This is a genomic window from Psychrobacter sp. AOP7-C1-14 (assembly GCF_052376135.1).
Lineage (GTDB): Bacteria > Pseudomonadota > Gammaproteobacteria > Pseudomonadales > Moraxellaceae > Psychrobacter.
The window spans coordinates 1-14,281 of sequence record NZ_JBQSVH010000003.1 but is presented as its reverse complement, the minus strand read 5'-3'; the positions used below and the strand labels follow the sequence as shown (position 1 = coordinate 14,281).

The window sequence follows — 14,281 nt, the reverse complement described above, 5'->3', positions numbered from 1 at the left end:
CTAGCTATAAAAACCAAAAGCGATTTTGCTTAATGGTTTAAGAGCCATCACTTAAAACTATAGTGATGCTAGTGTCTCGTTGAACAAAGCGCTTGGACGCATTGCTTTCTTAGCCAATTCCTCATCAGCGTAGTAGTAGCCTTTAATATCTACTGGCTTGCCTTGAGCTTGGTTAAGTTCTTTAACAATAGCTTCTTCGTTTTCTTTTAGCTTTTGCGCGAATGGTGTAAATTGCGCTTTTAGCTCGCTATCTTGGTCTTGCGCAGCAAGCTCTTCTGCCCAGTACATTGATAGATAGAAGTGGCTACCACGGTTGTCCAATTCACCCGTCTTACGTGATGGTGATTTGTCGTTTAACAGCAGTTTTTCTGTTGCTGTATCTAGCGTGTCTGCCAAGATTTGAGCTTTAGCATTGTTGTCGTTGTTTGCTAAATGTTCCAAAGATACCGTCAAGGCCAAGAACTCACCGAGTGAATCCCAACGTAGATGGTTCTCTTCTGTAAGCTGCTCAACGTGCTTCGGTGCAGAACCACCAGCGCCAGTTTCAAACAAACCGCCACCTTTCATTAATGGTACAACTGATAGCATCTTGGCACTGGTGCCTAGCTCTAGGATAGGGAACAAGTCAGTTAGGTAATCGCGTAGGATGTTACCTGTGGCAGAGATAGTATCTAGACCACGAGCAACACGCTCTAGAGTATAACGCATCGCACGAACCTGAGACATGATTTCAATGTGCAAGCCTTCAGTGTCATGGTCTTTCAGATACATTTTAACTTTTTTGATCAGCTCATTTTCATGTGGACGATATGGGTCTAACCAGAAGATAACAGGCGTATCTGATTCACGAGCACGGCGTACGGCAAGTTTTACCCAGTCTTGGATAGGATCGTCTTTGGTCTGACACATGCGCCAGATGTCACCTTTCTCGACACGTTTCTCAAGTAATACTTCGTCAGTATCTATATCGACAATACGTGCAATACCAGCATCACTAGACTCAAACGTTTTGTCATGTGAGCCATATTCTTCCGCTTTTTGAGCCATTAGGCCAACGTTAGGAACAGTTCCCATTGTTTTTGGATCGAAGTTACCATGCCATTTGCAGAAGTTGATCATTTCTTGGTAAATACGAGCAAAGGTAGACTCTGGCATTACTGCTTTACAGTCATACATTTTGCCATCAGCGCCCCACATTTTACCACCAGAACGAATCATTGCTGGCATAGAAGCATCAACGATTACGTCGCTTGGTGAATGGAAGTTGGTGATACCTTTCGAAGAGTCAACCATAGCCAGACGTGGGCGATGCTCTTGGCATGCATGTAGGTCACGCTCAATTTCTTCACGTTTTGAAGCTGGTAGCGTTGAAATCTTGTCGTATAGATCCGCCATACCGTTATTGACATTGATACCTAGCTCATCAAAGAAATCGCCATGTTTTTCAAAGGCTTCTTTGTAGTAGATTCTAACTGCATGACCAAACACGATAGGATGCGAGACTTTCATCATGGTCGCTTTTACGTGTAGTGAGAACAAAATACCGGCTTCGCGGCAATCTTCCATTTCACGCTCATAAAACGCTAGCAGTTCTTTTTTGCTCATGACCATCAGATCGATGACTTCTTTATCAAGCAAAGCAAGTTTAGGCTTTAATACTTTTTGAGTACCATCATCAAGCAACAACTCCATACGTACAGTACGAGCTTTGTCTAACGTCATAGATTGCTCGCCATCGTAGAAGTCGCCACCATGCATGTGTGATACGTGCGTGCTTGACCATTGCTTCCATTCACCCATAGAGTGTGGATGCTTACGTGCATAGTTTTTGACGGCTTTAGGAGCACGGCGATCTGAGTTACCTTCACGAAGTACTGGGTTCACTGAACTGCCTAAGCTTTTGCCATAGCGCTTGCGTAGCTCTTTTTCTTCATCAGTTTGCGGATCTTCTGGGAAGTCAGGAATTGCGTAGCCTTTACCTTGTAATTCTTTGATAGCAGCTTTTAGCTGCTGTACAGAAGCACTGATGTTTGGCAGTTTAATGATGTTGGTATTTGGATCTTGAGTTAAACGACCTAGCTCAGCTAAGTTGTCAGGAACACGTTGCTCTTCGGTCAAGTATTCAGGGAATTCGGCCAATATACGCGCTGCAACAGAAATGTCGCTGGTTTCAACTTCAACGCCTGCCGTTTTAGTGAACGCTTCGACGATAGGTAAGAACGACAGAGTCGCCAGCGCTGGGGCTTCATCAGTTTTTGTATAAATAATTTTTGACATTTTAGTGAGATCTTCCTTTAGGCTGTAGTTAATAATAAAGCTCAAATATAGTGCTGAATATGCGTCAATGATACTATGCAATAATCAATGATATGGTTAGAACAAGTACTTCATATGTAGCTTCTTAGAAATTTTTAAGACAGATAAGATATTTTCTTTTAATAATATTCATGAATAAAGCATTTCAAGGCAACAGGTTAACAGTCAGTGCAAAATTGCCTAAAAGTGAGTCATTGACGCTACATTATAACCAATCCACTATAAATCTGATAGGATGTCAATCGTATACCATGAACTAAGTATACTGTTTTAGCTCGTATCCTACGGTTTCGAATTATACTAAGCTAATAACGACCTTATTCTATCAGTCATCGGCTTCGATATCATCTTTTCCATACAACTACTGTTTTTTCATGACGTTTTATATTGTTTTTTCTGCTCATGAGTGCAGTCGTACAAACCACCTGCGTTATCGTTGGTGGTTTTTTGTTGGGTGCAGATAAGTTTTTGCAAATTGTGACAGCAATGTCGTAAAAATTTGCTAGTCTAGGTCATCAATAAATTGGTTATCGATAAATATATAGCGATTATAATAGTGGCGGTGAATATGAGTTTAGAGTATGCGCTGATTAATGACACCAGCTGGCAGAGCCAAACAGAGTGGCAGACGCCAGATACTCCTTTTATGTCATTCGCTTTTTGGCAAGCACTGACTGATACAGGGGCAATTGGTGAGCAAGCAGGGTGGCTACCAATATTTATTTTGGTACATCGTGTCGACGACACTACTGATAGCACCGATACGCTAGTAGCTAGCGCGGCAGAAGATACATTGCAACCTGTGGCTGTCATGCCAGTATTTATAAAGGGTCATCATCGCGGCGAATTTGTATTTGACCATGCATGGGCTGAAGCTTATGCGCGCTACGGTGTTGATTATTATCCGCGATTGGTCACTAGTTCACCATACACACCGATTACTGGTCAGCGAATTTGGCTGGCAAAAGGTGAAACTTTAAGCGAAGACATCCTAAAAATTGCCATGGCAGGTATCGATGATATCGCTCAACAAGTAGGTGCTTCAAGTTGGCATGGACTGTTTGTGACACCTGGTTTAGCTTCTATTGCCACTACATCTATGTCAACTGAAATTGATGTGGAGCTTGCGATAGCTGCTCAAGAAAGCGGCGTAGAGTCAGCTGCTATTGAGCTACCGATATTTGAACGACAAGGCTGCCAGTTCTTATGGCAAAATAAAGACTTACTTAATGACAGCAAGCCATTTGCAGATTTTGATGCGTTCTTAATGACCTTAAGAGCCAAAAAGCGAAAAACCATTCGGGCTGAGCGCCGTAAAGTTGCCGAGCAAGGTATTAGCTGTCAGCGAAAATGCGGTGATGCTATTAGTGATGCTGACTGGAAGGCTTTTTATCATTGTTATGTGATGACCTATGCAGTACGCGGACAACAACCTTATTTGACTGTAGACTTTTTTATGGCATTGGCAGCGAGCATGCCTGAGCATATAATGCTTGCGCAAGCACTCGATGCCAGTGGTGAGATTATCGCGAGTAGTTTGTTCTTATATGATAAACCTGATAGCGATAGTATTGATGTTGATAATAATACCACCTTGTATGGTCGTTATTGGGGTGCGCTAGGCGAGTATGACAGCTTGCATTTTGAGCTGTGCTATTACCAAGGTATTGAGTTCGCTATTGAGCAAGGATTAATGTCTTTCGACCCAGGTACGCAAGGTGAGCATAAACTGGTACGTGGTTTCATTCCAACGACGACACACTCTATCCACCGTATCTATGATCCGCGTTTTGTACCAGCGATTGGTGATTTTTGTACCAGAGACCGGATGCATATGGCGCAGTATCGTCAGCAGGCATTCGAAGCTTTACCTTTTAATGCAGACAACATGCCTGAATTTGATGGCAAGGACTCATAACGGTAATCAGCTTTTATTAACTTTGCTTCTATTTGCAAACATCTTCTAACTATCAAACAATCATTAAAGAATACTCGCCATAAACTATGACCAGCAACTCTTTCAGCTCCATTAGCGATCTACCTCCTACTGAACTTATACCTTGGCTAAATGCCGAAGGCTCTCTCACTGCTATATTAGAAGAGAAGGCAGGGCAACCGCTGCGTGTAAAACGCAGCTTTGAAGGCTATCGTTCGTTAAATTTAAGACAGAAAAGGCAGCTGGGCGTACAAGGTATGATGCTCAATCGTCCACTGCTAGCATGGGTACGTGAAGTTCAGTTGTATGGCAATGATGAAGCGCCGTGGGTGCAAGCACAGAGTATCTTTCCTTTGAATAGCTTAAAAGGTCAATCACGCCGTCTGCAACATTTGAAAAATACGCCTATCGGCTACGTGTTATTTAAGCGTAAACGTACTTTGCCAAATGAGCGTTTTATCAGTCATATGAGTGACGGTTGGCAACGGCAAACGCGTTATGATTGGTATGGTCGCACGCTCATGATTAGCGAAACGTTCTTACCTACCTTTTTATCTAGCGGCCTGTAAAAATATTTTATGCCTAAATCAGCACAGAAAGGGAAATTAGCGAAAATTTTAAGCAGGTAAATACTTTATTTTATTGGCTATTTATCTATGTTATATGGTCATTTAATTCCCTCATCTTAAGGTGAGGTTTTTTTGCGTTCGCAGTACAAATTTTCATGTTACACTTGAGCTTTCGTGATGATATCGACGTAAATGTACATCGGTTTTATTGACGAATCAGTAAAGTTGATAACAGGTCACTCGTCTGTATTTATTCTTATTTTAATCTTTGCTAATAGACTCCATTCACAATAATGGTCATACCATAAAACAGATTACAGAAAAACAGCGTGCAGAGGTATCAAGCATACTTCGAGCGACGTTGACGCAGTAGTTGTTTTATTGTGGGCAGGCTATAAGCTTCTTTTCAATGACGTTTTTTAATGACAGTCACTACTTAGGACATCACTATGTTTAAAGATATTTCTATCAAAGATTTTGATCCAGTACTTGCTGAAGCGATGGCCGCTGAAAGCGTTCGTCAAGAAAACCACATCGAGCTTATCGCCTCTGAAAACTACTGCTCACAGGCAGTAATGGAAGCTCAAGGTACTGACCTTACCAACAAATACGCAGAAGGCTATCCTGGCAAGCGTTACTACGGTGGTTGTGAGCATGTGGATGTGGTTGAGCAATTGGCGATTGACCGTGCTAAAGAGTTGTTCGGTGCAGAATATGTGAACGTTCAGCCACATTCTGGTAGCCAAGCAAACTCAGCGGTATTTCTAGCATTGCTAGAAGCAAATGACACCGTACTAGGCATGAGCCTAGACGCTGGTGGTCACTTGACGCATGGCGCGCACATCAACTTCTCGGGTTTGAACTACAATGCGGTTCAGTATGGCTTGGTAGATGGTACTGGTCTTATTGATTATGACCAAGTAGATGCTCTAGCACGTGAGCACAAGCCAAAAATGATTATTGCTGGTTTTTCGGCATACTCACAAGTAGTCGATTGGCAGCGTTTCCGCGATATCGCTGACGAAGTAGGTGCGTATTTATTGGTCGATATGGCTCACGTTGCTGGTCTAGTTGCGGGCGGTGTGTATCCAAACCCAGTACCATTTGCTGATGTGGTTACAACGACGACGCATAAAACTCTACGTGGTCCACGCTCAGGTATGATTTTGTCTCGTGATGAAGTACTTGCTAAGAAACTAAACTCTGCTGTGTTCCCGGGCAACCAAGGCGGCCCATTAATGCATGTTATCGCTGCTAAAGCGGTTTGTTTCAAAGAAGCGTTAGAAGACAGCTTTTCTACTTATCAGCAGCAAGTAGTGAAAAACGCACAAGCGATGGCAAAAGTGGTTCAAGAGCGCGGCTATGAAGTTATCTCTGGCGGTACTGAAAACCATCTAATGCTGATTAGTCTCGTTAAGCAAGAAATGACTGGTAAAGAAGCGGACAAATGGCTTGGCGAAGCTCACATCACTGTGAACAAGAATGCTGTACCAAACGATCCAAAATCACCGTTCGTAACGTCTGGTATCCGTATTGGTACGCCAGCGATTACTACTCGCGGCTTCAATGAAGCACAAGCGGGCGACTTGGCAGGTTGGATTTGTGACGTGCTCGATAGCCGCGGTGATGAAGCGGTTGCTACTGAAGTACGTGGCAAAGTAGAAGCAATCTGCAAAGAGTTACCAGTTTACGAAAAAAACCAGTAAGTTTAATTTTGTACTGGTTTAGACGGCGTTGATTAAACGTTGTATAACAAAAAACCGCCTAGCTTCTGCTAGGCGGTTTTTTTTGTTGTTACTCTTTCTAAATATTAGATCAGTAAGCGCAAACCTGTGTTGGTATTGTCATTTAGCACTTTTAACTATATTTAAGTCTATTGTTTACACTAGGAAAAACGACCAAAATTTTTGATATATATAGTGAGCCTGACTCATTTTGGTTATCAAATTCAGAGCACTAAGTTGATATTCTTTTAGAAAAATATAAAAATATTTTTGTTTATGTAAAAGTATTAGTATATAGTCGATATTGAGAATTTAGTAATAATACTGATACAAAGTGTAATAAATAATTACACTTTGTATCAGTATCGCTGTAAATGATTATATGAATATTATTTTCAATAAAGGAATTTACATGAAAAGACAATATTTAGTTACAACGATGCTATTGCTCAGTACTACTTTTGCGCAAGCAGCAGAACAATCAGGTTTAGCCGCATTTGGTGCTGGCCTTGATGCCTTTATGGCCAATATATTTGGCTGGTTCGTCGATCTTATTTTCTTCTCAGTACCTCTTGGTGATGTCAGCTTTCCGCTCATTGTAGGTTGGTTATTAGTTGCAGCACTCATATTTACTTTCTACTTTGGCTTCATTCAGTTTCGTCTCATAGGACTATCTCTAGATATTGTCAGAGGTAAATATACTGATCCAAACCCTGCTACTAAAGAAGAAGGTGAAGTTAGTCATTTCCAAGCTTTAGCGACTGCGCTATCAGGTACCGTTGGTCTTGGTAATATTGCAGGTGTGGGTGCGGCACTCGCCATTGGTGGACCTGGTGCTACCTTTTGGATGATTATGGTTGGCCTGTTCGGCATGGCATCCAAGTTTGTAGAGTGTACGTTAGGTGTCAAATATCGTACGATATTGCCCTCTGGTGCTGTATCGGGTGGACCTATGTATTACTTAAGCCGCGGTATGGCTGAACGCGGTATGGGCGGGTTTGGTAAGGTGTTAGCCGTTGGTTTTGCACTCATGACTATATTGGCGACTTTTGGTGCTGGTAACATGTTTCAGGGTAACCAAGCCTTTGCAGTCATGAGCTCTACTTTTAGCATTCCAACGGATTACAGTATATTCTTTGGTATCGGTTTAGCATTTTTAGTTGGTATGGTTATCATCGGTGGTATGCCTCGTATTGCAACCGTTACCGAAAAAGTCGTTCCCTTTATGGCTTTATTGTATATCACAATGAGTGTCATCGTACTGGTTGCAAACTTTAATCATATCGGCGCCGCCTTTGGTGAGATTTTTACGGGTGCCTTCACGGGTGCTGGCGTGGCTGGTGGTTTTATTGGTGCATTAATCCAAGGTTTGAAACGTGCAACTTTCTCTAACGAGGCGGGTGTTGGTTCAGCTGCTATTGCTCACTCAGCGGTAAAAACGAAAGAGCCTGCTACTGAAGGTTTGGTAGCGCTGTTAGAGCCTTTCATTGATACGGTTATTATCTGTACTATGACAGCGCTTGTTATTACTATCTCAGGGGTGAACACTGCCGCAAACTTGCAAACGCAAGCTATTACTGGTGTGGATCTAACCCGTGCCGCCTTTATGCAAACAGCGCCAATTTTTCAGTACTTCTTAGCTATCGCTGTAATAATGTTCGCCTTCTCAACGATGATCTCATGGTCATATTATGGCCTAAAAGCTTGGACTTACCTCTTTGGTGAAGGTAAAGCTGGCGAGATAATATACAAACTTATCTTTTTAGTCTTCGTCATTATCGGTACCATCGTACAGTTTAGCTTTGTTATCGACTTCTCAGATGCAGCTTTATTTGCTATGGCTATCTTTAACATCATCGGTTTGTACTTCTTAATGCCAGTTGTGAAAAAAGAAGTTCAATCTTTCGTTGCTCGTGTGAAGAGTGGCGAAATTAAGAAGTATAAATAATGGGTTTGGTGGAACACTCTATTATAATTTGATAATCAAAAAAACCGCTTAGCTTTTGCTAGGCGGTTTTGTTATAGGGGTTTATAAGTAAGCCATCAAGCTGATAATAGAATATCAGCCACTAAGCTGGCTTAATGCCAATGCCAATATCAGGCCAATGGTTGCACTGATACCCGCCCAATGATTGCCTCGTTTAAAAGCCGTCGGAAATACTTCAGTCGCAAGTGACGCAATCACAGCGCCAGCTGCAAAACAGTCGATGGCACTGATCACACCTTCATCAACGTCTTTGAGCAGTACTTTACCTAGAATAGCTGCAAGCGACAATAAGACTGCCGCCCCAACCCAAAGCATTAGTATCTGCTTATGACTGTTGCCGTTTTTACGCATTTCTTTGGCGCCGCCCGCTGCCTCTGGTAGATTAGACAATAAAATAGAACCAGCCAATGCAGCAACTTGCATCACATTACCGCTTAGCAAAGACACTCCCAGCGCTAGGTTTTCGGGTACACCATCTAGGGTGATAGCCGCTAACAGCCCAGCACCGCCTTTCGAGTTCAGTTTTTCATCAATCAGATAATCAGTACCAGCAAACACCAGCGCACCCATCAGCGTAAAGGCTGCTGTTATCAAAACGCCGCTTTCTGTCACAGCAGGTTGTACCAACTCAATCACCACAGATATCATTAGCGCACCACCTGCAATAGCAAGCAAGTTGCCTTCTATCCAGCTAGGCAAGTGTCCGTATAAGCCCCAAAGAGCACCTACAATAAGTGCACCTGATACCACGATAATAACTGCAAATATCAACATAGTACGTTCCTTTTTTAGCTACACCTATTGATAACGGTTCGCGGTTCTTAAGACATTATAGTTTGCGTAACAGGCAGGTAGCGTTTACGTGCTGTGCGCGTTGGATAAAACTGCACGCAAAATAAAACCCCAACCATATAAGTTGAGGTTTTGAGTTTTTAAGTTCAACTAAATAGCTTCTGGCGTTACATAACCTGCATATTACATAAATGGCAACTTGGTAAATATCTGCAGTATCGTGGCATTAACGATATCCACAAAGAATGCACCTACCATTGGTACGATTAGGAACGCTTTAGGCGAAGGCAGATAGCGATCGGTGACCGCTTGCATATTAGCAATCGCTGTCGGTGTCGCACCCATACCAAAACCACAATGACCTGCCGATAATACAGCCGCGTCATAATCTTTACCCATAATTTTAAAGGTAATCAGATAGACGTAGATAATCATAATAATGGTCTGTACAACCAATATGATTAGTACAGGGCCTGCTAAATCAGTGAGCTGCCATAGTTTTAAAGACAGCAGTGCCATTGCTAAGAACAGACTCAAAGAAGCATTACCAAATACATCAATCGAACGGTCAAACATATCAAAATTGAAAACCATCGTTAGCACATTGCGAATGATGACACCGCCTGCTAGTGCCCATACGAACGTAGGAAGCTCAAACCATGTACCTTCAGCCACCATGGTCATCACATCGGCAAACGCCAAGGCCGCTGCAAATAGCGCCAAAGTCTCGATGGTGGAAGAAGCAGTAATAAAGCGCATGCTATCAGGTCTTTCAAAGATATCTTTATTGCTATTAGCAGACTCTTCATCATGCTTGGTACTATACAACGACTGCGCACCAGCAACTTTTTCGATATCACTAGGATCAGGATTGGCTGGCGTTGGTTTTAGGCCAAGTCGATTGATCAAGCGACGGGCAACAGGACCACCAACGATACCACCCGCGACCAAACCATAAGTAGCAACCGCAATACCAAGTGTCGTTGCACCGACCACACCATAGTCTTGTTCTAATGTAATACCCCAAGCGCCTGCCGTACCATGACCACCTGTTAAAGCGATAGAACCTGTAACCAAACCGAGCAGTGGGTCTAGACCTAACGCGCTTGCCATAGCGACACCAACGATGTCCTGTAAGACAATAAACAAGGAAACGACGATAGTGAAAATCAATAAAGGCGTACCACCTGCTTTCAATCGACTAAAATCAGCACTTAGCCCAATAGAAGCAAAGAACATCAGCATGGTAGCTGTCTGTAAACCTTGATGGAAATTAAAGCTATATCCCCAAACCATATTGAGAGCATAGACAACAATTGCCGCGACCAAACCACCAGCAACAGGTTCTGGAATATTAAAGTCTTCTAAAAACTTGACTCTTCTTACCAAAAAGCGCCCAAGCAAGAGCACCAAGGTGGCCAATATCAGAGTGTAATAACCGTTTAAGGTAATCTCCATAGGTTAATCCTTTCTATAAAATGAAGTAACCTGAATTCGGGATAAATGTGGCTTTATCTCGAATTCAGGTTGTTGTATTCATGATTGAGTATGTGGGTGTGTCAAACACTCGGCCAGTACACTGACAAGTAGCTATGTAGACAATACCTATGCAGACAGTTTCTATTCAAGCGGCACAATAATCCATAGCTGCGGCTTGCTAAACGTCTGATAAGCCTCTTCAATGATGTCTTTAAAGACATTAAAATCCTCAGTGTTTATTTTTTTTATAACTGTCAGATCTAGTATCAAATGACGGACATCACTATCAGTCAAACAGTCCCATGCACTGTCCCAGTTATGTGAAAAATAACTGGGGAAATCACAGGCTGTAGCCAGACTGGATAGTAAGGCAGTTTTATCAAGTGAATCACCCACGCGTATGGTAACAGCCTCAGTTGGAATGCTGGCATGAAGTGCTGTACCGTTTTGGTTAATGTGGTCTTGCTTAATATAATGTATGGCTTGGCTCATATTATTTTACGTCCAGTTTTTTGAAGCTGTCATAGTGGTCAACAGTTAGGTAATAAACGGTAGGTGGATAGCCACCAGTGACGATACGCCGTGCACCGCGATGTGATACGCCAGGGGTGGGTACGGTATATTCACGATAGTAGCCTTGAGACTGAGTAGGCAATCGGCCTTCACGATTATAAAAAGTCGTGCCGTCTTTGTTTGGATAAGGGAAGGGTCCACCTTGCTGGATCAGCATTATGGTCTTATCTATTTGTGCATCACCCGTGACGGAAGAGGCTGGCGCTTGGTTTGAGCTGCCTGATGAAGTTTGAGATATAGCGGTGGGCGTTGCGCCATCCGAAAAAGCAGTCGACTTTATATCATCAAAGAAATAAAACGCGACTGCGATAATAGCAATGAGGCTAAATAAGGTAGATAGCGGGCTTTTCTTGTTTCGATTGCTATTTTGACTGCTGCGGTTTGAGTTGTGAATGCTGCGATGGCTATTTTTGCTAGTGTGAGTAGGTGTATAGTTTGGAGCATTTGATGCAGTGTCTTGATCAAGGCTCAGCGAAGATGAGGTTACCTCAGTGGCTCTCAATTGATTTTTGTCATTACGGGTACTGTTGAAGTAGACGCCTTGTCCAACCGTTATAGGCTTTGCTAATCGTGCTTTGCTAATATGAAAGAATACATCTTCATTTTGATTATCTACATCGATAAATCCATAGCCTTTATCTTCATTCCAGTGCTTAATCTTGCCACTTTGCATGTTTGTAACGCTCCCTATAGTGTAAACGTCTATAACTCAAATACGTATGATTTAAACGAAGAAACGCCAGCATAATTGCTGACGTTTCTGATTACCTTTACAGATAGTCGATACTGGCGTAATTACGCACGAGTTTCGCCATGACCATAAACAATCCATTTTTGTGAAGTCAGACCTTCGAGACCAACAGGGCCACGAGCATGGATCTTATCCGTTGAGATACCAATCTCAGCGCCGAGTCCGTATTCAAAACCATCAGCGAAGCGGCTAGAAGCGTTAATCATCACACTGGCCGAATCCACTTCACGGATGAATCGTTGAGACTTGGTATAGTTATCTGTAATGATAACATCGGTATGATGACTACCGTGCGTATTGATATGCTCAATTGCTTCATCAATACCTGAGACTACTTTTACCGCTAGGATAGGGGCTAAATACTCAGTATCCCAGTCCTCCGTAGTAGCAGTTGATAGATGACCTTCAAGTTTGGCGTTTTCATTTAAAATGGCTTGTGACTGGTCATCGAGGCGTAGTTGCATGGCATCATCTGCTTCCACAATAGCTTCTGCAATTTTAGGCAATAGCTCATTAGCGACTGCTTCATCAACTAGGAGTGTCTCCATCGTATTACAAGTACCGTAGCGATGCGTTTTGGCGTTGACACTAACTTTGATAGCAGTCTCAGCATCTGCATCACTATCGATAAAGGTGTGGCAGTTACCATCTAAATGCTTAATCACAGGTACTTTAGCATCGTTACTAATACGTGCAATCAGACCTTTACCACCACGTGGCACGATAACATCGACATATTCAGTCATGGTAATTAGCTCGCCAACGGCCGCACGATCGGTCGTCTGTAGCACCTGTACGCTATGTTCCGATAGGTCAGTATGACTAAGTCCTTTGATAATGCATTTGGCAATCGCTTGATTAGATTCAAATGCTTCAGAACCACCGCGCAAGACAATCGCGTTGCCTGATTTGAGCGCCAACGATGCGGCTTCTAACGTTACGTTAGGACGTGACTCATAAATCATACCGACCACACCCAGTGGTACACGCATTTTGCCCAAATGAATACCAGATGGGCGATAGGTCATGTCAGTGACTTCACCAATAGGATCAGGAAGTCCAGCGACGTCTTTAAGACCTTGAAGCATACCGTTGAATCGCGCTTCGTTTAATTCCAAGCGATCGAGGAGTGCGCTATCAAGATTATTTTTTTGACCATTGTCCATATCGATTTTATTGGCAGCCAAAATGTCTTGTTTGGCATTGACCAGCTCATCATGAATTGCCATGAGTGCTGAGTTCTTATCACCAGTGTTGGCAGCAGCGAGTGCGCGAGAAGCAGCTCTTGCTTGCTTACCGACAGACTGCATATAGGTCGTAATATCCGTGGTATTTGATTGACTCATAAATTATTTTCCTTATGTAATACAGGTTTTCTTAAATAAAGGCGCTCAGTTTATATAGGTAAGAGTCCCTAAACAGGCGAAAAATGTCGCAAAAAGAAGTTTTGAATGCCTACTTAGATAGTGATAGGTCATTATGCTATTTAACATAGAGCAGATGAGGCCGATAGTAAAGTTGATTTTGTGAATAGAAGCCGCGTTGCAACAATCTTATACGTACCTATTGAAAGCATATTATTCATGTTAAATAGATTTTTTAAAGTAGGCGCGTTATCAGTACTACACTATATCTTTACGTGTTTTTAACAGAATTGCGATGTAAATACTAAGGTAGCTACAGCATATCCTCAGTATAGTAAGTACTAAAGCAGCAAGGCTATTTATAGCTAGTACTTAATCTTATTATAATGAATGATGGAGAGTGAACATGGCTACTACAAACAAGACAATTAAGAGTTGGATGACAGTTGGTTTGGTAGCAAGCGCACTGGCACTAAGTGCATGCGGTAAACAAGACGAAACGCCAATGGAGACTGAAACAGATACTACAGTGGATGCGCAAACTTCTGTAGAAGAAACTGCGTCAGCGAGTGAATCTGATGATGTGGCTGTGGCTAGTGCCGATGATGAGGGTATCGACGTTACTAATAACGACGATGTGGCAGTTGCAACAGCAGAAGACACAGATATGCTAGATGGCACCGAAGACTCAGAACACGTGTCAACGTACTAGTTGCATATTATAAAGCACATTAACTGCATACTTTAAAAGACAGTTATCAGATAACACAACGTCTCGTATTCTAAAGTG

The 14,281-nt window shown here is 42.5% G+C and carries 11 protein-coding genes; 5 read left to right on the top strand and 6 right to left on the bottom strand.

Going from position 1 to position 14,281, the window contains the following annotated elements; genetic code table 11:
• Positions 1-57: 57 nt before the first annotated feature.
• Positions 58-2,277: an NADP-dependent isocitrate dehydrogenase gene (locus ACT3QN_RS03775; protein ID WP_444526589.1), complete on the bottom strand. Its 2,220-nt coding sequence runs from the start codon at positions 2,275-2,277 to the stop codon at positions 58-60.
• Positions 2,278-2,884: 607 nt separating this feature from the next.
• On the opposite strand from ACT3QN_RS03775, the gene ACT3QN_RS03770 reads away from it, so the two are divergent.
• From ACT3QN_RS03770 to ACT3QN_RS03755, 4 genes are all read left to right on the top strand, one after another.
• A complete protein-coding gene (locus tag ACT3QN_RS03770; RefSeq protein WP_444528958.1) occupies positions 2,885-4,234 on the top strand; it encodes a GNAT family N-acetyltransferase in 1,350 nt (449 codons plus the stop codon).
• An 86-nt stretch (positions 4,235-4,320) separates the two neighbouring features.
• The gene (locus ACT3QN_RS03765) at positions 4,321-4,821 is read left to right on the top strand and encodes a chorismate--pyruvate lyase family protein (protein WP_444528957.1); all 501 of its coding nucleotides are present in this window, start codon (positions 4,321-4,323) and stop codon (positions 4,819-4,821) included.
• Between the two features lie 449 nt (positions 4,822-5,270).
• Positions 5,271-6,527 (top strand): serine hydroxymethyltransferase, encoded by a 1,257-nt coding sequence (gene glyA / locus ACT3QN_RS03760; protein WP_444520992.1) that lies wholly within the window; start codon positions 5,271-5,273, stop codon positions 6,525-6,527.
• A 430-nt stretch (positions 6,528-6,957) separates the two neighbouring features.
• Positions 6,958-8,493 (top strand): alanine/glycine:cation symporter family protein, encoded by a 1,536-nt coding sequence (locus tag ACT3QN_RS03755; protein WP_444522172.1) that lies wholly within the window; start codon positions 6,958-6,960, stop codon positions 8,491-8,493.
• A 114-nt stretch (positions 8,494-8,607) separates the two neighbouring features.
• Here the strand turns inward: ACT3QN_RS03755 and ACT3QN_RS03750 are convergent, their stop codons facing one another.
• The 5 genes from ACT3QN_RS03750 to ACT3QN_RS03730 form a co-directional block, all read right to left on the bottom strand.
• Positions 8,608-9,306, bottom strand: a complete 699-nt coding sequence (locus ACT3QN_RS03750) for a ZIP family metal transporter (RefSeq protein WP_444528956.1) — start codon at positions 9,304-9,306, stop codon at positions 8,608-8,610.
• A gap of 201 nt (positions 9,307-9,507) precedes the next feature.
• A complete protein-coding gene (locus ACT3QN_RS03745; protein ID WP_444520989.1) occupies positions 9,508-10,782 on the bottom strand; it encodes a sodium/glutamate symporter in 1,275 nt (424 codons plus the stop codon).
• A 162-nt stretch (positions 10,783-10,944) separates the two neighbouring features.
• Complete coding sequence (locus ACT3QN_RS03740; RefSeq protein ID WP_444522169.1) at positions 10,945-11,295, bottom strand: barstar family protein; 351 nt, start codon at positions 11,293-11,295, stop codon at positions 10,945-10,947.
• A gap of 1 nt (position 11,296) precedes the next feature.
• Positions 11,297-12,049 carry a ribonuclease domain-containing protein gene (locus tag ACT3QN_RS03735; RefSeq protein WP_444528955.1) on the bottom strand — a complete coding sequence of 251 codons (753 nt, stop codon included), beginning with the start codon at positions 12,047-12,049 and terminating at the stop codon, positions 11,297-11,299.
• A gap of 122 nt (positions 12,050-12,171) precedes the next feature.
• Entirely contained in the window at positions 12,172-13,473 is a 1,302-nt protein-coding gene (locus ACT3QN_RS03730; RefSeq protein ID WP_444528954.1) for a glutamate-5-semialdehyde dehydrogenase, read from the bottom strand.
• Positions 13,474-13,897: 424 nt separating this feature from the next.
• Between ACT3QN_RS03730 and ACT3QN_RS03725 the strand changes: the two genes are divergently transcribed.
• Positions 13,898-14,203: a hypothetical protein gene (locus ACT3QN_RS03725; protein ID WP_444528953.1), complete on the top strand. Its 306-nt coding sequence runs from the start codon at positions 13,898-13,900 to the stop codon at positions 14,201-14,203.
• Positions 14,204-14,281 lie beyond the last annotated feature (78 nt).

What these genes read in the sequence shown, in the direction of transcription:
- ACT3QN_RS03735 (WP_444528955.1), bottom strand. Translation starts at nt 12,049, where the DNA reads ATGCAAAGTGGCAAGATTAAGCACTGGAATGAAGATAAAGGCTATGGA.
- glyA (WP_444520992.1), top strand. Translation starts at nt 5,271, where the DNA reads ATGTTTAAAGATATTTCTATCAAAGATTTTGATCCAGTACTTGCTGAA.
- ACT3QN_RS03745 (WP_444520989.1), bottom strand. Translation starts at nt 10,782, where the DNA reads ATGGAGATTACCTTAAACGGTTATTACACTCTGATATTGGCCACCTTG.
- ACT3QN_RS03725 (WP_444528953.1), top strand. Translation starts at nt 13,898, where the DNA reads ATGGCTACTACAAACAAGACAATTAAGAGTTGGATGACAGTTGGTTTG.
- ACT3QN_RS03765 (WP_444528957.1), top strand. Translation starts at nt 4,321, where the DNA reads ATGACCAGCAACTCTTTCAGCTCCATTAGCGATCTACCTCCTACTGAA.
- ACT3QN_RS03740 (WP_444522169.1), bottom strand. Translation starts at nt 11,295, where the DNA reads ATGAGCCAAGCCATACATTATATTAAGCAAGACCACATTAACCAAAAC.
- ACT3QN_RS03770 (WP_444528958.1), top strand. Translation starts at nt 2,885, where the DNA reads ATGAGTTTAGAGTATGCGCTGATTAATGACACCAGCTGGCAGAGCCAA.
- ACT3QN_RS03755 (WP_444522172.1), top strand. Translation starts at nt 6,958, where the DNA reads ATGAAAAGACAATATTTAGTTACAACGATGCTATTGCTCAGTACTACT.
- ACT3QN_RS03730 (WP_444528954.1), bottom strand. Translation starts at nt 13,473, where the DNA reads ATGAGTCAATCAAATACCACGGATATTACGACCTATATGCAGTCTGTC.
- ACT3QN_RS03775 (WP_444526589.1), bottom strand. Translation starts at nt 2,277, where the DNA reads ATGTCAAAAATTATTTATACAAAAACTGATGAAGCCCCAGCGCTGGCG.
- ACT3QN_RS03750 (WP_444528956.1), bottom strand. Translation starts at nt 9,306, where the DNA reads ATGTTGATATTTGCAGTTATTATCGTGGTATCAGGTGCACTTATTGTA.